19 protein-coding genes and 1 pseudogene are annotated in these 19,289 nt (G+C 63.6%); 8 read left to right on the top strand and 12 right to left on the bottom strand.

From position 1 onward, the window contains the following. Positions 1-54: 54 nt before the first annotated feature. The 5 genes from Amn_RS11185 to Amn_RS11165 all read right to left on the bottom strand — a co-directional run bounded on the left by Amn_RS11185 (position 55) and on the right by Amn_RS11165 (position 5,417). Positions 55-858, bottom strand: coding sequence for an amino acid ABC transporter ATP-binding protein (locus tag Amn_RS11185; RefSeq protein WP_067963432.1), 804 nt, complete (start codon positions 856-858; stop codon positions 55-57). Positions 859-881: 23 nt separating this feature from the next. Beyond that, positions 882-2,039, bottom strand: coding sequence for an amino acid ABC transporter permease (locus tag Amn_RS11180; RefSeq protein WP_502874758.1), 1,158 nt, complete (start codon positions 2,037-2,039; stop codon positions 882-884). Positions 2,040-2,048: 9 nt separating this feature from the next. Further along, entirely contained in the window at positions 2,049-3,239 is a 1,191-nt protein-coding gene (locus Amn_RS11175) for an amino acid ABC transporter permease (protein WP_286297089.1), read from the bottom strand. A gap of 63 nt (positions 3,240-3,302) precedes the next feature. Beyond that, positions 3,303-4,331: an amino acid ABC transporter substrate-binding protein gene (locus Amn_RS11170; protein ID WP_286297087.1), complete on the bottom strand. Its 1,029-nt coding sequence runs from the start codon at positions 4,329-4,331 to the stop codon at positions 3,303-3,305. Positions 4,332-4,589: 258 nt separating this feature from the next. Then, positions 4,590-5,417, bottom strand: a complete 828-nt coding sequence (locus Amn_RS11165; RefSeq protein ID WP_286297083.1) for a phosphatase PAP2 family protein — start codon at positions 5,415-5,417, stop codon at positions 4,590-4,592. Positions 5,418-5,469: 52 nt separating this feature from the next. On the opposite strand from Amn_RS11165, the gene Amn_RS11160 reads away from it, so the two are divergent. The 3 genes from Amn_RS11160 (at position 5,470) to Amn_RS11150 (ending at position 8,322) form a co-directional block, all read left to right on the top strand. Next, complete coding sequence (locus tag Amn_RS11160) at positions 5,470-6,645, top strand: cystathionine beta-lyase (RefSeq protein WP_286297080.1); 1,176 nt, start codon at positions 5,470-5,472, stop codon at positions 6,643-6,645. Positions 6,646-6,782: 137 nt separating this feature from the next. Beyond that, a complete protein-coding gene (locus Amn_RS11155) occupies positions 6,783-7,313 on the top strand; it encodes a cupin domain-containing protein (protein ID WP_286297077.1) in 531 nt (176 codons plus the stop codon). Positions 7,314-7,626: 313 nt separating this feature from the next. Beyond that, positions 7,627-8,322, top strand: a complete 696-nt coding sequence (locus Amn_RS11150) for an outer membrane protein (protein ID WP_286297074.1) — start codon at positions 7,627-7,629, stop codon at positions 8,320-8,322. Positions 8,323-8,708: 386 nt separating this feature from the next. On the opposite strand, the gene Amn_RS11145 is transcribed toward Amn_RS11150, so the two are convergent. Genes Amn_RS11145 through Amn_RS11135 form a run of 3 tightly spaced genes read right to left on the bottom strand, consistent with a single transcriptional unit; the run spans position 8,709 to position 12,371 of the window. Next, entirely contained in the window at positions 8,709-10,043 is a 1,335-nt protein-coding gene (locus tag Amn_RS11145) for a sigma-54-dependent transcriptional regulator (RefSeq protein ID WP_502874757.1), read from the bottom strand. Next, the gene (locus tag Amn_RS11140) at positions 10,021-11,484 is read right to left on the bottom strand and encodes a sensor histidine kinase (protein ID WP_286297071.1); all 1,464 of its coding nucleotides are present in this window, start codon (positions 11,482-11,484) and stop codon (positions 10,021-10,023) included. The genes Amn_RS11145 and Amn_RS11140 overlap by 23 nt, the downstream gene beginning before the upstream one ends. Continuing rightward, positions 11,481-12,371 (bottom strand): substrate-binding domain-containing protein, encoded by an 891-nt coding sequence (locus Amn_RS11135; RefSeq protein WP_442866471.1) that lies wholly within the window; start codon positions 12,369-12,371, stop codon positions 11,481-11,483. Before Amn_RS11135 ends, Amn_RS11140 begins: the two co-directional genes overlap by 4 nt. Before the next feature lie 244 nt (positions 12,372-12,615). On the opposite strand from Amn_RS11135, the gene Amn_RS11130 reads away from it, so the two are divergent. The 3 genes and pseudogenes from Amn_RS11130 to Amn_RS32615 all read left to right on the top strand — a co-directional run. After that, positions 12,616-13,137: an arsenate reductase (azurin) small subunit gene (locus tag Amn_RS11130; RefSeq protein WP_067963465.1), complete on the top strand. Its 522-nt coding sequence runs from the start codon at positions 12,616-12,618 to the stop codon at positions 13,135-13,137. A gap of 11 nt (positions 13,138-13,148) precedes the next feature. Beyond that, the gene (locus Amn_RS11125) at positions 13,149-15,617 is read left to right on the top strand and encodes an arsenate reductase (azurin) large subunit (protein WP_286297069.1); all 2,469 of its coding nucleotides are present in this window, start codon (positions 13,149-13,151) and stop codon (positions 15,615-15,617) included. A 136-nt stretch (positions 15,618-15,753) separates the two neighbouring features. After that, positions 15,754-15,891 (top strand): annotated as a pseudogene (locus tag Amn_RS32615) (molybdopterin molybdotransferase MoeA); the annotation flags it as partial. Between the two features lie 81 nt (positions 15,892-15,972). On the opposite strand, the gene Amn_RS11120 reads toward Amn_RS32615, so the two are convergent. Continuing rightward, positions 15,973-16,377, bottom strand: coding sequence for an OsmC family protein (locus Amn_RS11120; RefSeq protein WP_067963472.1), 405 nt, complete (start codon positions 16,375-16,377; stop codon positions 15,973-15,975). A gap of 98 nt (positions 16,378-16,475) precedes the next feature. On the opposite strand from Amn_RS11120, the gene Amn_RS11115 reads away from it, so the two are divergent. Further along, positions 16,476-16,604 carry an outer membrane protein gene (locus tag Amn_RS11115; RefSeq protein ID WP_157097224.1) on the top strand — a complete coding sequence of 43 codons (129 nt, stop codon included), beginning with the start codon at positions 16,476-16,478 and terminating at the stop codon, positions 16,602-16,604. 122 nt (positions 16,605-16,726) lie between these two features. Here the strand turns inward: Amn_RS11115 and Amn_RS11110 are convergent, their stop codons facing one another. After that, positions 16,727-17,143 (bottom strand): hypothetical protein, encoded by a 417-nt coding sequence (locus tag Amn_RS11110; protein WP_067963475.1) that lies wholly within the window; start codon positions 17,141-17,143, stop codon positions 16,727-16,729. Between the two features lie 150 nt (positions 17,144-17,293). After that, positions 17,294-17,431: a hypothetical protein gene (locus Amn_RS11105; protein WP_157097105.1), complete on the bottom strand. Its 138-nt coding sequence runs from the start codon at positions 17,429-17,431 to the stop codon at positions 17,294-17,296. Between the two features lie 94 nt (positions 17,432-17,525). On the opposite strand from Amn_RS11105, the gene Amn_RS11100 reads away from it, so the two are divergent. Continuing rightward, on the top strand, positions 17,526-18,266 hold the full coding sequence (locus tag Amn_RS11100; RefSeq protein ID WP_067963478.1) for an outer membrane protein: 741 nt from the start codon (positions 17,526-17,528) through the stop codon (positions 18,264-18,266). 172 nt (positions 18,267-18,438) lie between these two features. Here Amn_RS11100 and Amn_RS11095 read toward each other — a convergent pair whose 3' ends face one another. Beyond that, entirely contained in the window at positions 18,439-19,137 is a 699-nt protein-coding gene (locus Amn_RS11095) for an SOS response-associated peptidase (RefSeq protein ID WP_286297067.1), read from the bottom strand. Positions 19,138-19,289: the final 152 nt, after the last annotated feature.

Genomic DNA, 19,289 nt, shown 5'->3' with positions numbered 1-19,289 from the left:
CAAAAAAGCCCGGCCGAAATACGACCGGGCTTTCTGATTTCCGGAATCCGATTCCTAGTGCAGGATCTGGCTCAGGAACAGCTTGGTGCGCTCATGGCGCGGATGGTCGAAGAACTCAGCTGGCGTGTTCTCTTCGACGATCTGGCCCTGATCCATGAAGATGACGCGGTTGGCGACCTTGCGGGCGAAGCCCATTTCGTGGGTCACGCACAGCATGGTCATGCCCTCTTCGGCGAGGCCGACCATGGTCTCCAGCACCTCCTTGATCATTTCCGGATCGAGCGCCGAGGTCGGCTCGTCGAACAGCATGATGCGCGGGTTCATGCACAGCGAGCGGGCGATCGCCACACGCTGCTGCTGGCCGCCCGACAGCTGGCCCGGATATTTGTTGGCCTGCTCCGGGATCTTGACGCGACGCAGGAAGTGCATCGCCTGCTCCTCGGCCTGCTTCTTCGGCGTCTTGCGCACCCAGATCGGCGCCAGCGTGCAGTTCTCCAGGATGGTCAGATGCGGGAACAGGTTGAAGTGCTGGAACACCATGCCGACTTCGCGGCGGACCTCGTCGATCTTCTTGAGATCGTTGGTCAGCTCCTTGCCGTCGACGATGATCTTGCCCTTCTGGTGCTCTTCCAGACGGTTGATGCAGCGGATCATTGTCGACTTGCCCGAGCCGGACGGACCGCAGATGACGATGCGCTCGCCGCGCATCACCTTGAGGTTGATGTCCTTGAGCACGTTGAACTCGCCATACCACTTGTGCATGCCGACGATGTCGATGGCGACGTCGGTATCGGAGATGTGCATCTTTGCCCCATCGACCTTGATGTCGTCGGCGCTGACTGCGTTTTCTATGGCCATGGGCCGTTCCCTTTTGTTGTTCGTTATCGCTTGTGCCCGGTGTCGAGGCGATGCTCCATATAAATGGAATATCGCGACATTCCAAAGCAGAACATCCAGAACACCAGCGCCGCAAAGACGAGCCCTGACGCCGGGGTCTGGGGCGACGCCCAGGCCGGATCCGAAAAATTCTGCCTGACGACGCCGAGCAGGTCGAACATCGAGATGATGTAGACCAGGCTGGTGTCCTTGAACAGGCCGATGAAGGTGTTGACGATGCCCGGGATGACCAGCTTCAGCGCCTGCGGCAGGATGATCAGTCCGGTCTTCTGCCAATAGCTGAGGCCGAGCGAATCGGCCCCTTCATACTGGCCCTTGGGGATCGCCTGCAGGCCGCCGCGCACCACCTCCGCCATATAGGCCGAGGCGAACAGCGACACACCGATCAGCGCCCGCAGGAACTTGTCGAAGCTGACGCCGGCCGGCAGGAACAGGGGCAGCATGACGCTGGCCATGAACAGCACCGTGATCAGCGGCACGCCGCGCACAGTCTCAATGAAGATGACGCTGAGCATCTTGACGACAGGCATCTTCGAGCGCCGTCCGAGCGCCAGGAGGATGCCGAGCGGCAGCGACACGACGATGCCGACATAAGACAGGGTCAGCGTCACCAGCAGGCCGCCCCAGAGCGGGGTCTCGACATGCGGCAGGCCGAAGAACCCACCGATCAGCAGGAAGGCCGCGACGATCGGAAACACCACCAGGAACAGGAATGCGTTCAGCCCCTTGCGCGGCACCCGGGGGATCAGCAGCGGCACCAGAAGCGCCACGAACATGATCGCCACCAGAATGACGCGCCAGCGCTCCTCGATCGGATAGCGGCCGAACATGAACTGGCCGAACTTGGCGTTGACGAAGGCCCAGCAGGCGCCGGACCAGCCTTCCGGCTGGATGCCGCCCTGGGCGACGGTCGAGCAGAAGGTTCGGTCGGTGCCGGTCCACTGCGCCTGGACCAGCGCCCAGTCGACCAATGGTGGCAGGATCATGATCACGATGATCATGCCGATGATGGTCAGCACCGAATCGAACGGATTGGCGAACAGGTTCTTGCGAATCCAGGCCACCGGCCCGCGCTCGCGAAGCGGCGCCGGTTGCGGCTGCGCCATCTCGGTGCGGACGTATCCAACTGTGTTGAGTGACATGTCCGCCTCCTACCTTTCCACCAATGCCATCTTGGCATTGAACCAGTTCATGAAGGCGGAGGTGATCAGGCTCAGGCCGAGATAGACGACCATCCAGATCACCACGATCTCGATCGCCTGTCCGGTCTGGTTGAGCACCGTTCCACCGACCGCGACCAGGTCCGGATAGCCGATGGCGATCGCCAGCGACGAGTTCTTGGTCAGGTTGAGAAACTGGCTGGTCAGAGGCGGGATGACGATGCGCATCGCCTGCGGCACCACCACCAGCCTGAGTGCCTGTCCGGAGCGCAGGCCGAGCGCCGACGAGGCCTCGGTCTGACCCTTGTTGACGCCGCGGATGCCCGCCCGCACGATCTCGGCGATGAAGGCTGCGGTGTAGAACGACAGCGCCAGATAGAGCGAGAGAAACTCAGGCTTGATCTGCAGGCCGCCGGTCAGGTTGAAGGTCGACTTCTGCGGCAGGTCGAAGCTGACAGGAAAGCCGGTGACGACAAGCGCCAGGAGCGGCAGGCCGACGATCAGTGCCAGTGAGGTCCAGAACACCGGGAATGTCGCGCCCGTTGCCATCTGCCGCTGACGCGCCTGCCGGGCGACGAACCACGACATCGCGATGCCGAGCAAAAGGGCCACGCCGATCAGCCATGCGCCCTCGCCCCACACCGCCTTGGGGAAATAGAAGCCGCGGCTGTTGAGATAGGAGCCGAAAGGCAGCTCGATGCTCTCCTTGGGCAAGGGCAGCACCGAAAGCACGCCGAAATACCAGAAGAAGATGACGAGCAGCGGCGGGATGTTGCGGAACAGCTCGACATAGACGGTGCAGATCTTGCGGATCAGCCAGTTGTTGGACAGCCGTCCGATGCCGATCAGGAAGCCGAGGATCGACGCCGTGACGATACCCGCCCCGGCCACGACCACGGTGTTGATCAGGCCGACGAGCAAGGCGCGTTTGTAGGTCGAATCGGAATCGAAGGCGATCAGCGTGTCGCTGACGTCGAAACCGGCGCGGCCGTTGAGAAAGGCGAAACCCGAGGCGATGTTGGCGCGCTTGAGGTTTTCAACCGTGTTGCCGATGATCCAGTAGACGAAGGCGGTGAGCGCAACGACGACCAGGATCTGGAAGAAGATGCCGCGCACCTTCGGGTCGTAGAGCAGCGACGCGCGGCCGCCCCCTACGTCTTGGGGAATGTCCTGCGTAGCCATCGGAAGTCCCTTCAAAAGAGGAGCCGGAAGGCGGCTGCGCCGCCCTCCGGGTGAGACTTCGGATCAGCGGATCGGCGGTGCGTACTGCAGGCCGCCCTTGGTCCAGAGCGCATTGATGCCGCGGGCGATCTTCAGCGGGCTGCCCTGGCCGACATTGCGTTCGAAGACTTCGCCGTAGTTGCCCACTGATTTGACGATGCTGACGACCCAATCGTTGCCAAGGCCCAGATCGGTGCCGATCTTGGTGTCGGCTTCGGTGCCGAGGACGCGCTTGACCTCGGGGTTACCCGACGCCTTCATCTCTTCGACATTGGCCTGGGTGATGCCGAGTTCCTCGGCGGTCAGCAGCGCGAAATAGGTCCACTTGACGATGTGGTACCACTTGTCGTCGCCCTGGCGCACGGCAGGTCCGAGCGGCTCCTTGGAGATGATCTCCGGCAGCACGACGTGATCGTCCGGCGCACCCAGCGTCAGGCGGATGCCGTAGAGGCCCGACTGGTCGGTGGTGTAGACGTCGCAACGGCCGGCGTCATAAGCGGCGTTGACCTCTTCGAGCTTCTCGAAGACGACCGGGTTGTACTCCATCTTGTTCGCCTTGAAGTAGTCGGCGAGATTGAGTTCGGTCGTGGTACCCGTCTGCACGCAGACCGCGGCGCCCGAAAGCTGCAGCGCGGAATTGACGCCCGGCAGCTTCTTGGCGTTGATCATGAAGCCCTGGCCGTCGAAATAGGTGACGCCGACAAAGTTCAGGCCAAGAGCCGTATCGCGGTTGATGGTCCAGGTGGTGTTGCGCGACAACAGGTCGATTTCGCCCGACTGCAACGCGGTGAAACGCTCCTTGGCCGAGAGCGGCGTGAACTTGACCTTGGTGCCGTCACCGAACACGGCAGCGGCAACCGCGCGGCAGAAATCGGCGTCCAGACCCTGCCAGTCGCCCTTGTCGTTCGGCGCCGAGAAACCGGCCAGGCCGGTGCTGACGCCGCATTGCAGGAAGCCCTTTGCCTTGACGTCCTCAAGGGTGCCGGCAGATGCGGCGGTCGCCACCATGCCGAGCGTGGCTGCCCCGAGAATGCCTGAAATGATGTACTTCATGACCCACGAACCCTTCTGTTTTTTACAGGCTTTGTGCCTGCCTTTTTGAATTGTGAACTCAGCATCCCCTATCCGGCCCAAATCCGGATTGCGCGTCCTGTCCGGCGCGCATTGCTGCAGTCCGGTTCACGCATGCATCGAAGGCGATAATTCTTGTGAGGTCAAGCAATAAAGGCCCGCTGCCGTCGGCTGCGCCTTTAGTATTAGATGGCGGCCGCAGGGATTGCTGCGGCCAGGCCCGGCTTCACTTGAAAGACGTTAGCCGGCGGCGCGTTTTCGTCTGCCGAAACCGACAGCTCTGGGCAGCAGCCTGCCGGGCACCAGCGTGAAGCCTGTCCGGCGCACGGCGAAGAATCGGGCGGCAATGATGGTCACGATCAGGCCGAACAGGAAGCCGGCGGTGATGTCGGAGGGATAATGCGCCGCCGCCGGAATCCGGAGCGCCGACAGCGCCAGCCCGCCGATGCCGATCGCCAGCCAGTGGCGCGGAAACCAGATCATCAGGATCGCCGCCACCGTGCCGATCGTCGTGGCGTGGCCGGAGGGAAAGCTCGAGGAATACCGCGTCACCACGAAGGGGTCGAAATGATAGGCGCCATATTCGCCATAAAAGGCCGGCCGGGCGCGGCCGAAAAACAGTTTGATGATGTTGACCGCGATGCCGGTGAAGGCGACGAGGCCAAAGACGAAGGCGGCCTGGCCGAACAAGGTCACCAGCCGCGCCTTGACGCCATAAGCTGTACCGCGCCAGTCGGCCGAAGCGGTCAAGAGATAGACCAGCAGGGCCGGCACCAGATACCATTCCGAGCGGCCGATGTCGCTCAGCCAGGCAAGCCAGGCAGTCAGGCCGTTGCGGTTGCTGAGCATGAAGTTCATGACCGCCGAATCGATCGTGAACAAAAGCCCGACCGCGACGGCGCCGCAGAGGAGCAGCAAGGTCAGGCCGCGCGTCCACACCGGCTGCGCCGGGCCGATCGGCCGGCGGCGGATGCGCCGCGAGGAAAACGCCACCGTCTCCCACAGCCGGCCGGCGTGGCCGCGCGGCCAGATCTGGCCCAGCCGAACGGGCGCCTGCGGCGGTTGCACGGGTCGGGCAGTCGCCTTATGGCTGGCGTCTTCACTGAAAGGGTGCGGATTCATGACTCGTGACAATGGCAGGATCAAAGGCGTCAACACGCGGCTGACGCATTCCGGGCACGATCCACACGGCTTTCATGGCTTTGTCAATCCGCCGGTCGTGCACGCCTCGACGGTTCTGTTCCCCAACGCTGCGACAATGGCCGGGCGTGCTCAAAAATACACATATGGCACCCGCGGAACGCCGACCAGCGATGCGCTGTGCCACGCCATCGACGAGCTCGAAGGCTCGGCCGGCACCATCGCCGTGCCCTCGGGGCTGGCCGCGGTGACGATCCCCCTGCTCGGCTTCCTGTCGTCGGGCGACCACATCCTGATCACCGATTCCGTCTACTTCCCGACCCGCCATTTCGCCGACACCATGCTCAAGCGCCTCGGCGTCGAGGTCGATTATTACGACCCGCATGTCGGCGCAGGCATATCAGCGCTGATCAAGCCGAACACCAAGGTGGTGTTCACCGAATCGCCGGCGTCCAACACCTTCGAGATCCAGGACATTCCAGCGATCGCAAAGGCGGCGCATGCAGCCGGCGCCATCGTCATGATGGACAACACCTGGGCGACGCCGCTCTATTTCAAGGCGCTCGACTTCGGCGTCGACGTCACCATTCACGCGGCGACCAAATATCCGGCCGGCCATTCGGACGTTTTGAGCGGCACGGTGTCGGCCAATGCCGCCTGCTGGCCGAAGCTGCACGACGCCTATGTCACACTCGGCTGCTGTGCCGGTCCCGACGACGTCTACCAGGTGCTGCGCGGCCTGCGCACCATGGGCGTACGGCTCGCCCATCACCAGAAGAGCACGCTCGAGATCGCGCGCTGGCTCGAAGGCAAGGCGGGCGTTGCCCGCGTGCTGCATCCGGGCCTCGAAAGCCACCCCGACCACCAGCTGTTCAAGCGCGACTTCTCCGGTTCGAGCGGCATCTTCTCGGTGGTGCTCAAGGGCGGCGGCACCGAGAAGGCGCATGCCTTCCTCGACGCGCTCGAGATCTTCGGCCTCGGCTATTCCTGGGGCGGTTATGAAAGCCTCGCCGTGCAGGTCAGCCTCGCCGACCGCAAGATTGCCAACGGTCCTTATGAAGGCCCGATCCTCCGCCTGCAGATCGGCCTCGAAGACGTCGCCGACCTGAAAGAAGACATCGCCGCCGGCCTGGCTGCGGCGAATGCGGTGGGCTGAGTGAGGTAAGGCGGCCGGGCGCAGCTGCGCCCGACAGCTGGCCGTGATACCTCTTCCTGCGCACGCGAACCAACAGGCAGCGTCGCCATCACGACGTTCGCCCTTCTGAATGTGGCACGTTCATCGGGAGTATCGAGATGACAACCTCAGGCCGCCCTGCCGAAATCGTCCACTGGAGCGAGGTCGAAAAGCCCGACGGCGAAACCTTCATCGGCACCTCGGAGCTGCGCGGGCTCGGCGCGCCGCTCGCCCAGCATTTCGGCCTCGAACGCCTCGGCATCCACCATGTCCGCCTGCCGCCGGGCCGGCGCACCTCGTTTCCGCATGCCGAAAGCCTGGAGGAAGAATTCGTCCATGTCATCCAGGGCGAGCCCGACGTCTGGCTCGACGGCACCCTGCACCGCCTCAAGCCGGGCGATTCCGTCGGCTTCCCCGCCGGCACCGGGCTGGCGCACAGCTTCCTCAACAACACCGACGCCGAAGTGCGCCTGCTGGTGGTCGGCGAAACCAACAAGGACGAGAACCGGATCATCTATCCGGTCAATCTCGAGCGCAAGGCGATCCGCGAGGACTGGTGGCACGACGCCCCGCAGCGCGAGCTGGGCGGTCATGACGGCCTGCCGGACCGGGTGCGTGCTGAGCGGGACACCGGCGAAAGCCGCGATTAGCCCAGGACCAGCTGTCGTCGGATGCCAGCAACGGGCTGGCCGGCGCAGGCGCGTCCACGGCTCAGCGGGCGCGCAAGACCAATGTCGGGCCGCCGATGCTGCCCGATGCTGGCCGGCCTTTCGCCGCCATTCCTCCCAAACGCAGGAAAAGCCACCTGCCTCCAGGCAGCGGGGGCGTTTTGAACGTTCCGATGGGACGCCACGGCGGAAGATCAGCCGTCTTGTCTTGCGTTGCCGCCCGTGATAGTCGCAAAAATGCATCGCGAACGCTGCCCCGTTCGCTCAACTTGAGCTTTAGTCGGGGCTATCAGAGATGGACCACAGTTCCACCTTTCGCCAAAACATCAGAATACGACTGGTCGTACTGCTCTTGGGCGCGGCTTTGCTTGTCACCAACGAAACAGCCGATGCTGGCCAGAACGGCTCCGCGGTTGACTGGTCGGGCGTCTATATGGGCGGCATGGTCGGATACGGAACCGGTGATACGAGCGCATTCGATGGCGTACACTCCGATGACATCGGCTACTCGGGAGCCATCGGCGGCCTAACAGTTGGCTACAACAAGCAATTCGGCAACTTGGTCGTTGGCGTCGAGGGTGACGTTTCGGGGGCGGGCATGTCGGGTAAAGGCGACGGCGGCGACGACTGGGGCTGCGGTGTTGAGGATATCTGCACGTTCCGGGTCGATTGGGCAGCGACACTGCGCGCTCGTCTGGGGTATGCGGTCGGTCCAGTCCTGCCATTTGTTTCAGCCGGTGTCGCCATCGGTCGCGTCAGTGGTGAACTTGATGGCGGGTGTCCTGGCGACGTTTGGTGCGGCAGCGATACCAAGACCGGCTGGACCGCAGGCGGCGGCCTTGAGTGGGCTTTCAACGACAAATGGTCAACCAAGGCCGAGTACTTGTTCGTCGATCTTGGAAGAGCCCGTTTTGGCGAAGGCCACGGCGATGGTTTCCTGGCAGACTTCAAGTTCCATACCGCGCGGCTGGGCGTCAATTATCACTTCTGATCGCCGTTCGACGACAACAAGTTGACGGCACCGGAAGGCTGCTCCCGTAAAGGCTGGAGCTAGCCCACAATGCTGCGCCGGCAAGTTTGCCATGAGGGAGGGTGATGGCCCTGCCATGCTGGATGGCGGCAAGAGCCACTTTCACTATGGCAAGGATGAGGCTTGCTACTATCCGTGAACAACGATCGACCGCGTCCTGCGTGAAGGAGACGTAATTCGCCTGGGCGAAATTGCAGTCACAGCCTTGAATATGGGCGGACACACGCGGGGCAACACGACATTTGTGTTGGATGTCGTCGAAGACGCCAAGTCCCCGTGAAAAGCGATCTCCGTTCAACGCTCGATTTCGATCTTGCCGACCACGCCACGTGGCGCGATCACGCTGATCAAATACGCACCCCCAGCCGCGTCATCTTCTCCCAAAGCGTCGAACGACCGATGCCGAGCAATTCGGCAGCTTTGATGACCTGTCCGTCGGTCTGTTCCAGCGCGCGTTCGATCTGCCGCCGTTCGGCTGCGTCGCGGACGTCGGCGAGAGGAAGGAAACCAGGTACGGGCCGCCTTCCCGGACTGTCGGGGAATAGATCGCCCGGCATGATCCATTCCGAAGCCGAGAGTGCGACCGCACGGTCGACGCGGTTGCGCAATTCGCGCACGTTGCCCGGCCACAAATAGACGAGTGCTGCCTCCTCCGTTAGTGCGCTGAAGCCGCGGATGCGGGCGTGGGAGCGCGCGACCGCATTCTCGATAAAGCGGTCAAGCAGCCAGACGATGTCTTCGGGCCGTTGTCTCAATGGCGGAATCTCGACAGGGAGCACGGCGAGCCGGAAATAGAGGTCCTCGCGGAATCCCGACGCCTGCCCCGGCGCCAGGTCTCTGTGCGTTGCGGCGACGATGCGGGCGCGGAAGGGAACCGGCGTCTCGCCGCCGAGGCGCGTGAAAGACTCGCTTTCGATCAGCCGGAGCAGCTTGGCTTGCAGCGCGGCCGGCATGTCGCCGATCTCGTCGAGGAAGAGCGTGCCGCCCTTCGCGCGTTCGGCGTATCCGAGGTGGCGCTGGTGGGCGCCGGTGAATGCTCCCTTCTCGTGGCCGAAGATTTCGCTCTCCAGGAGGTCGGCTGGGATTGCGGCGCAGTTCACCGCGACGAAGGGCTGCTCTGCCCGCGCGGAGATCTGGTGCAGGAGCCGCGCCGCGACCTCCTTGCCGGACCCGGTTTCGCCGGTGATCAGCACCGGCAGATCGTGCACGGCATAGCGATGGATGAGATCCTCGGCGTGCTGGATCGTCGGCGACTGGCCAAGCACATATTCCTTCAGCCGCATGCCGGAGCAGGCGCTCCGCCGGCCTGTGGCGATGCGTTTCAGAAAATCGTCCATTGCGAAGGGCTTGGTCATGAAGTCGGCCGCGCCTGAGCGCATGAGGCGAACGGCCTGGTCAATCTCGGCGAAGCCGGTAACGAACAGGAAGGGCGGCGCGTTGGGCTGCCGCGCTGCCTCTTCGAAGACAGCTTCGCCGGACATATCCGGCAGCCTTATGTCGCAGATCACGAGATCGAGCGCGCTGGCAACACGCCCCAGACCTGCGACAGCCTCGCGCCCAGTCTGCCACCAGGTCACCTCCCAGCCCTCAAGTTCCAGCCGCTGGACAATGGAACCGCCCATGACGGGATCGTCCTCGACGAGCCCGACACGCGCGCGGTCAGGCGGCATGACTGTCCTCATGCTTTGCTTCCTCCCCGATCGGCAAGATAAGCGTAACGATCGATCCCGACGACTGAGCTGGCTCTACGGTGGCCTTGCCTCCACAGGCGTCGACCATCCGGCGGGCCATCCACAAGCCGAGCCCTCTTCCGGCGCGGACGGCAGGACCGGGATCGTCGTCGCTCAGCATGGAGATCGATTCCCTTGGCATGCCGGGGCCTTCGTCGGAGACCGATATCTTCAACCGGTCCGCAGTCCGCTTGACCTTAAGACCGATATGGCCGCCCTCGGGCGTCGCCGCGCTGGCATTGAGCAGAAGGTTGAGCACGGCTTGCCGTACCGGGCCGCCGGGGATCGTTGCCGCGGCGTCCGCAGGCCATTCGACCTGCCAGTCCAGCCGCTGCCTGCGCCTGCGCAGTTCCGGCTTCATGAGCACTTTGACGTCCTCGAGGTCGTCGGCGCTGAGCGGCCGGGCCGATCGCTCCGGCCGATAGGTAGCAAGCGCCGCTTCGACGACTTCCCTTATGCCGTGCAATCCCCGCTCGATCAGGCTGATGGAGGTGTCGCGCACACCGGGCGTCCTGCCGTGGGTCTTCAGCGTGTCGATGGCGTTGAACAGGCCGCCCAGCGGATTGTTGATCTCGTGCGCCATGCCCGAGGCCAGCCGCCCGAGACTGGCCAGTTTCTCCTCTTCTGCCAGCTGCATGGCGAAATTGGCGCGCTCGCGCTCGGCATGGACGAGGGCGTTGTAGCCGTTGAAGAGGCTCGCCACCTCGCCGCCGCGCGCCGGAAACTCGGCTGACGGAATGGGCTCGGCGACACCGTTCGCAGCGGCACGCATGTGATCCTCCAGCACGCGCATCGGTTCGATCATGCGGCGGACCAGCAGGAAGCCGCCGAAGGCGAACACCGCCGCCAGGATTCCGTTGGTGACGAGCAGCGTCACCAGGATCTCACGGCGCTCGGCGAAAATGTGGGAGGCGTCGAAGGCGGTGTGGATCGCACCGACCGGCTGCCCCTGATAGACGAGATCACGGTGAGCGAAGCCGGTGGCGGAGTCCCGGTCGAAAGTCACCGTGCTCGCACCGTAGCGTGAGGCATAGGCTTCCGGCAGATCCGAGAAGGAGGGAATGCGGGTCGGGTCCGTGGCCGCCAGAACCTTGCCGTCGGCACCGGTGACCACCGCCTCGATTGGCGAAAGTGCTTGGTAGGATTTTCGCGAGCGATCGAGCGCGTCGAAGACCTCCCACACGTCGCCACGCAGCACCGCTGGCAGTACCGCCGCGGTCAGCCCGTCGAGATAGCTGCCGGCGAGGCCGTCGAGGAAGGATTCCTGGGTGCGCGACAGCCGGTCGAGAACGCGCTCGGAAATCACCACGCTGATCGCCACCATCAGGAGCGCCACCAGCACAGGCACCCGATAGGAGACTGGAATGGTGCGCAGGCGGCCGAGGAACCTCATCCGAACCGCCTCACCGCATCGACCTTCGCCGCGATTGTGTCGAACAGCGCTGGCTCGGTGGCGAGGAAGCCGTCGAGTTTCAGCAAGGCCAGCACCTTGCGGCCCTCCTCGTGCCGATCCATCGTCGTCAGCGCCTGCTTGAGCCGCGCGATGCGGGGATCGCCTGCCAGGGCCTTCGGCGACGCAACCGGCGGAAAGCCGAGCCATTCGGAACGGCGCACGATTCGTGTGCGGCCGACGAGGCCTGGCTCCATCTCGCGCATGACGTCCCAGACATAGCCGTCGACGCTGCCGGACTGGGCGAGCCCGGAGGCGACGGCGCGGATCACGTTGCGATGACCGTAGGTATAGAAGGTGCGGGCGAAAAAACCTTCGGGCTTCAGCCCGTTCTCCGCCAGAAGCGCTCGGGTGACGAGGAAGCCGGAATTGGAGTCCGGATCCGAGAAGGCGTGGATGTCTCCTTTCAGGTCTTGCCAGTGGTTTGCGGGCCTGTCAGGGGCGGCGATCAGGTAGGACTGGTAGAGCGGCTTGCCATGCCAGGACGGGGTGACGACGAGATCGAGTTCCGACTTGAACTGGACGTACGGATAGCCGCAGATCCATGCCGCGTGGAGCTGGCCCGCGACGAGCAGTGCGGTGATCTCCTGGTAAGTCCGGCGGCTGACCAGTTCCACGGGATGTCCGGTCGCCTCGGACAGATACGCGCGAAGGGCAGCGAGCAGTTCGAGATCGTTCGAGAGGAAGACGGGCGTCAGACCGAACCTGAACCCCTCGTCCTTCGCGGAAGCGAGGCCCGGCGCGAACGCGACCGACGCCGCCGCGCCGCACAGCGCGATCGCCGAACGGCGCGTGAGTACCTGGCTCGCGGCTGGGTACCGTGCGGTCAAGACGCGAAATCCTCCCTGCCGGACAGATTAGCGCCGCGCGCCGTCAAAATCGACCGGAAATCCCGCACCTTCGGCCGTCCGGGTTTCCGGACCTTCGGCGGCGCAGCATGTCCGGAATTCCGGACATCGCGATCGACGGCATTTGCAAAGTCCCTGCAACTGCGGCGTCGGGGTGGCGAACGGCAGCTGGCATGCTCCTTGCTGCACGCAATGCGTACCCAGTCGCGAACCAGGGAGGAAAACAATGGATCGTTGCGACAAGCTGGTCGATGTCGGTCGCCGTCAGTTTCTGCGGGGTGGCGCGATTGCCGCTGCCGCTACCGCCACCGCCGTCGCGCTTCCAGCGGCGCCTGCAAAGGCCGCAGCGCTTGCGCGGGTCGACTATCCCTTGAACCGCCTCGGCAATGTCGCCGACCTCAAGCCGAACGAACCCCTGGACGTCGCCTATCCGGACGAGAACGCCCCTGGCGTGCTGCTCAAGCTCGGCACGCGCGTCGAAGGCGGCGCGGGACCGGATGGCGACATTGTCGGCTTCTCGACGATCTGCCCGCACAAGGGCTTTCCACTGAATTACGTTGCTGCCGACCGCACGCTGAACTGCCCCGGCCATTACTCCCGCTTCGACTGCGAGGCCGGCGGCCAGCAGATCTGGGGCCAGGCAACGCAGAACCTTCCGCAATATGCGCTGAGGGTGGACGAGAAGGGCGACATCTACGCCGAAGGCGTGGACGAACTTCTCTACGGCCGCCTGTCGAACGTGCTCTGAGGGAGGGAACCATGGCTTACAAGCGAAACATCGACCGCCTGCCGATCATCCCGGCGGACGCGAAGAAGCATAACGTCACTTGCCACTATTGCATCGTCGGCTGCGGCTACCACGCCTACACCTGGCCGGTGAACAAGCAGGGCGGCACCGACGCCGCCGCCAATGCCTTCGGCGTGAACCTCGCCGAGCAGCAGCCGGCGGAGACCGAGGCCTGGTACGCGCCGTCGATGTACAACATCGTCAAGCAGGACGGGAAGGACGTCCATCTCGTCATCAAGCCGGACAGGGGCTGCGTCGTGAATTCCGGCCTGGGCTCCGTGCGCGGCGCCCGCATGGCCGAGAACCGCCGCTCCGACAAGACGGGTACGCAGCAGCAGCGTCTGTCGGAGCCGATGGTCTGGCGCTACGGCACCTGGCAGCCGACGAGCTGGGCCGACGCGCTCGATCTGGTCGCCCGCGTCACCACGCGCGTCATCGACAAGGACGATGAGGACGACCTGTTCGTCTCGATGTTCGACCATGGCGGTTCGGCCGGCGGTTACGAGAACACCCGGGGCACGGGAAAGCTCTATTTCGGCTCGATGAAGGTCAAGAACTGCCGCATCCACAACCGGCCGGCCTACAATTCCGAGGTTCACTCGACCCGCGACATGGGTGTCGACGAGCTGAACTACGCGTACGAGGACTACACGCTGACCGACACGATCATGCTGGTCGGCACCAACCCGCTCGAATGCCAGACCAACCTGTTCCTGAATCACATGGTGCCGGGCATGCGCAACGGGGCGAAGGTGATCATCGTCGATCCGCGCCGCACAGTGACCGCCAATGCCTGCGAAGTGGAGGCCGGCGCCGACAATGTGCTGCACCTGGCGATCAAGACCGGCACCGACCTGGCGCTGTTCAATACGCTCTTCACCTACATCGCCGACCAGGGATGGGTGGACAGTGACTTCATCGCGGCATCGACCCTCCAGGGCGACGTCGCGGTGCCGCTGGACGAGGCGCACCCTGCCGCTCTGGGCTCGTTCGAGATGGCGCGCGCCAAGTGCAAGATGTCGCTCGCCGAAGGCGCGTCGATCACCGGCCTGTCCGAAGCCGACATCGTCAAGGCTGCCGAGTGGATCGCCAAGCCAAAGGACGACGGCTCGCGCCGCAAATGCACCACCGGTTACGAAAAGGGTATCATCTGGGGCAACGACAACTACCGCGTCATCGGCGCGCTGGTGAACATCGGGCTCGCAACCGGCAACATCGGCCGAGAGGGCGGTGGCGTGTGCCGTCTCGGCGGTCATCAGGAAGGCTACTTCCGGCCCTCCGACGCACATGTCGGCCGGCCAGCGCCTTATGTCGATCAGCTCATCATCGGCGGCCAGGGCAAGGTGCATCACATCTGGGCCAACGACCACTACAAGACCACGCTCAACGCGACCGAGTTCAAGCGCGAATACAACCGCCGTACCAACATGGTGAAGGACGCCATGGACGCCCATGCGGGGTCCAGCCGCGAGGAACTGGTAGACGCCATCGTTGGCGCGATCAACGCGGGAGGCTTGTTCTCGGTCAACGTGGACATCATCCACAGCCAGATCGGCCAGGCCGCGCACGTCATCCTGCCGGCGGTGGAGTCGGGCGAGATGAACCTGACCTCCATGAACGGCGAGCGCAGGCTGCGTCTGGTCGAGAAATACATGGACGGTCCGGGCAACGCCAAGCCGGACTGCCTGATCGCAGCCGCGATCGCCCAGAACCTGGAGCGGGTCTTGCGCGAGGAGGGTCGCGACGCCTATGCCGACCAGTTCAAGGGCTACGACTGGAAGACCGAGGAAGATGCCTTCATGGACGGCTACAACTCCGGCAATCCGGAGGTGACGTATGACCGCCTGCGGGCCATGGGCAACAACGGCGTGCAGGAGCCTGTGGTCGGCTTCGAGAACGGCCAGTTGGTCGGGACCAAGCGGCTCTACACCGACGGCAAGTTCACGCGTCACGGCCGCGAGGACGGCAAGGCGCTGTTCTGCGGCGGCGAATGGCGCGGGCTGCAGGCGCCGGGCAAGGCCTACCAGAGGGACAACTTCGCGTTTCTCATCAACAATGGCCGCGCCAACGTGATCTGGCAGAACTGGTTCCTAGACAAGGCGAACGACTTCGTTTCCGACCGCTTCCCGATCCCGTTCATCGAGATCAATCCGGACGACATGGCCGAACTGGGGGTCAAGGCCGGCGACCTGGTCGAGGTGTTCAACGACGTCGGTGCGACGCAGGCGCTGGTCTATCCGACGCCGACCGCACGGCGAAAGGAGACCTTCATGGTGTTCGGGGCGCCGAATGGCGCGCAGGGCAACATCGTCAATGCCGGCACGAACGAGCTGATCCTGCCGAACTACAAGCACACCTGGGCCAATATCCGCAAGATATCGGATGCGCCCGCCTCGGCTGCGGATCTTTCGTTCAAGTCGATGGAATACAGCGCGGGCTGACCCGTGCATCGCGCTGCCGGACGGAAACGCCCGGCGACGCTCCCCCTCTCCCGTCGCGAGGCCCCTTCCGGAGCAGCCATGACCTCGCCCTGCGCTCGCCTTTCAAAGACACTGCCAAGCCGACGCCGCCGCGGCAGTGATCCCGGTGGACATCGCTGCTGCGAAAGCGCTCGCGGCGGCGACGCCGGTCGCCAAGACGGAAACGGTCGACCTCCTCGCGGCCAGCGGGCGCGTGCTCGCCGCTGACATGACGGCGCGGCTCGATCTGCCGCCCTCCGATACCGCCGCAATGGACCGCCATGCGGTCAGGCTGGCCGAGCTGTTTGTACCGAGTCCCTGGCGGCTTCCGCGCCTGTCAAAGCTTCCGGACCATCTGGCCAGACAACACGGTGGCCGAAGACAGGGTGTTGAAGATCGTGCCATATTTGCGGACGTTCTTATGCAGAAGTTCGATCCGACGGTCGTGTTCGTCGGTATCGACGATGATCTCGTACTCCACCAAAACCATCCGCGGCGGACTGTCCTCGCGCACGCCGCGCAGGTGGACCTCAACCCCCCGGAATGCGAACTTCAGGAGCGGGGCCGCCCGTTCGATGCCCTTGATCATGCAGGCGGCAAGCGACGCCAGCAGCATCTCCGCCGGGTTGAATGCGTCGGCGCGTCCATCCATGTCAGTATCGAGACGGATCGCCGCGTCCTTGCATCGCGCGACGCTGCCGTGCTCGTCGATGCGCGTCGCCTGAATCGTATGTTCGAGCATCACTTGACCCTCTGGTGAACGGCGCAATATCTCGCGTTCGTTCCCAGAAAGCCCTGATCCAGATCAAACAGATCGTTTTCTGAGTCGCCGGCTGGACCATACGCGCCGGCGCGCAATATGCCCCCACCGACAACTGGTCGCTTCGCGCCGAGTATCTCTATGTCGACCTCCAGGACAGCCGGGGATCGTTCACGACAACGGCGAATAGTCTCGAGCGATGCTGCTGAACGCAAAGGCCCGCCGGCCGAAGCCGGCGGAATCGACGCGCCTGCCCAAAGATGGCCAGCCAAGAATGTTCAGATAGCGAATCCCGATCCAGCAGGTCACCGACGACGGAAATCGGCCACGCCTAACGGGTTGCCTGCCTCTGCTGCACTGTTGCCCGGCATCTGGGGCTCAGTTCATTGATCATCTTGCCAAGCCTGCAATCGGCGCCACCCTTGGATGATCCGCATAAACGGGCCCTATCGGCCGCGCACGCACCGTCACCCTTCGCCTCGCGCTGTTTCGGCGCCTTTCCTTTTGCCTCCCGCTGCTTCGGCACCTTTCCCTTTGCCTTCATTTCAGGCTCGATAACGGCCCTGCACATCGTAGAGAGTTGATCGACGTACCGCCCGAGTTTGCATTCATGCCTTGCCAAACCGGGGCATAACCGTGCCCGGTCGCTCTTGCAGCTGTCGAGTTTCTTCTCCGCTGTTGCAAGGCCCGGCGTCAGGGTGATCAATGCGAAGACGATGGAAGCTGTCAGCAGGACGAATGATCGCATTGCGCACGCTCCTTGCAGGATCGCTAAAATAGCACGGGCCGCACAAAGCCGCATCCGCAAGATCGGCCGAAACGACGAAAGCCCCGCGACCTTGCCGCGGCGGGGCGCCGTTTAGCTGTCAAATATCGCTGAACAAGAGCGATACCGCTGTCACGGCAGCTTGAAGCCCCCGCCCATCATGAAGGCGATGGCCAGGATGATGCCGCTGATGACCAGCTTGGCGATCCAGTTGAGCGTGCCGCTGACGCCGTCGATCCTGGCTGCCGCGACCGCTGGCTGAATAGTCAACCACCTTGCCCCTGATCATGACTCATGATAACCGCACGCTGTATGTTGAACGCTGCCCTGTTCGCTCGACTTGAGTCGTGAATGAGGGCAAGCCATGAACCCCACCATAATCAAGTCTATTCGCAAGGCGTCCTTTGTGACACTTTTTGCGAGTTCTTTGGCGCTCGCGGCCAGCTTGCCGGCAGCCGCTTCTGACGCCCTCTCCGCCCCTCCCGCAGGGTTTGTCTGGACAGGCGGCTATGCCGGCGTCCACCTCGGCTATGGCGGCGACCGAACCACGGTCACAGAGCTGGATGACTATTCCTTCTCGGCGTTCGGCGACACGCAGTTCAAATTCAACTCTAACGGCTTCCTTGGCGGCGTGCACGCTGGATACAACTGGCAGTCGGGTCAATTGGTATATGGCGTGGAGTTTGACTTCACCGGCGCAAATATAGACAAAACCGTCGCCAATTCCATGATGCCGATGTCCAACGAAAGCTTCTCGACCAAGATCGACTGGTTCAGCACCGCTCGTGTCCGTCTAGGATACTCGATCGACCGTTTCCTGCCGTTCGTGACCGGTGGTGCCGCCTTGGGCCACATCAGAAGCAGTTACGACGACAACGACCCTAGCCAGAACAATCATGCCGTTGCGGACGAAGTTGTGGGTGGCTGGACCATAGGTGCAGGCGCGCAATACGCCCTGACAGACAATTGGTCCGTCCGTGCCGAGTATCTGTTTGTCGACCTCAACGACAGCCAGGGATCATTGCTGGATGGAAATGACCGCTACAGATACGATTTCGACAACAACATCCATGCCGTGCGGCTCGGCGCGAGCTACAGGTTCTAGCGCGCGAGAGCGATCGCAAACCCCGGCCTCGGGGCTCCTGTTTGCGCGCACAAAAAAGGCCCCGGCAGCGCTGGGAGGTCAGTGGCGCCAGCATGGTGCCGGCGCCTGCGGGATGACCTGGTCAGCGTGAAGGCGCCGCCCGCCATCAAGATGATGCGCGCGTTCCGGGCGGCTACGGCTCTGCGGGATCGAGAATGTCAGGCGTGTCGTTCTTCGGTGACCCGACCTTGCGGCCGATCTTCCACATCGTCATCAGCCCGGCGGGGAACGGCTTCATCAGCTCGGCCGGATCGGCATCCGGGCCGATCCATCTCTGGTAATCCACTGGTGCCAGGATGACCGGCATGCGGTCGTGGACGGTGGCCATCAGTTCGTTGGGGGAACAGGTGACGATGGCGAAGCTGCGCAGAAGCTCGCCGGTCTCTGGGTTGCGCCAGAGATCGACGATGCCGGCGAGCGCGAAGGGTGAACCGTCCTTCATCGCAATGGCGTAAGGCTGCTTGTCCTTGCCGGTGCCGTGAATGTCGTGCCACTCGAAATAGCCGTCGATCGGCACCAGGCAGCGCCGGGAGGCATAGGCGCGCTTGAACAGGCCGTTTGTGGCGATGGTTTCCGAGCGGGCGTTGACCGGCGGCGGACGGCCCGTGCCGGCCTCCTTCTGCCAGGACGGCACCAGCCCCCATTTCGCCTGGACGAACATCGCGCTGCCCTTCTGGGCTTCGTCCTGCACGATGACCGGATAGACCAGGCTCGGGGCGCCGTTGTAGCGGGGAAAGCTGTTGTCGAGCGCGCCGACGTCACCGGGGTCGGCAAAGCTGAAGCCGCGCACCATCTCGGCAAGGGTCGATCTGACAAAGACACGGCCGCACATGCTCCAACTCTGCCGCAACGCGCCTGATAAAGCCAGCCAGACAGGAGAACACGCCGCGCCAAAGTTGCTTGGGGCGCTTGCACACCACCATAAGCTGCAGTAGACAGCCCTTTATCACCACGAACGCTGCCCTGTTCGTTCTGCAGTCGCCA

Origin of the sequence: Aminobacter sp. Y103A (assembly GCF_030294925.1) — a bacterium.
Lineage (GTDB): Bacteria > Pseudomonadota > Alphaproteobacteria > Rhizobiales > Rhizobiaceae > Aminobacter > Aminobacter ciceronei.
The sequence above is the reverse complement of the archived record's forward strand: the minus strand, read 5'-3'. Positions and strand labels throughout refer to the sequence as shown.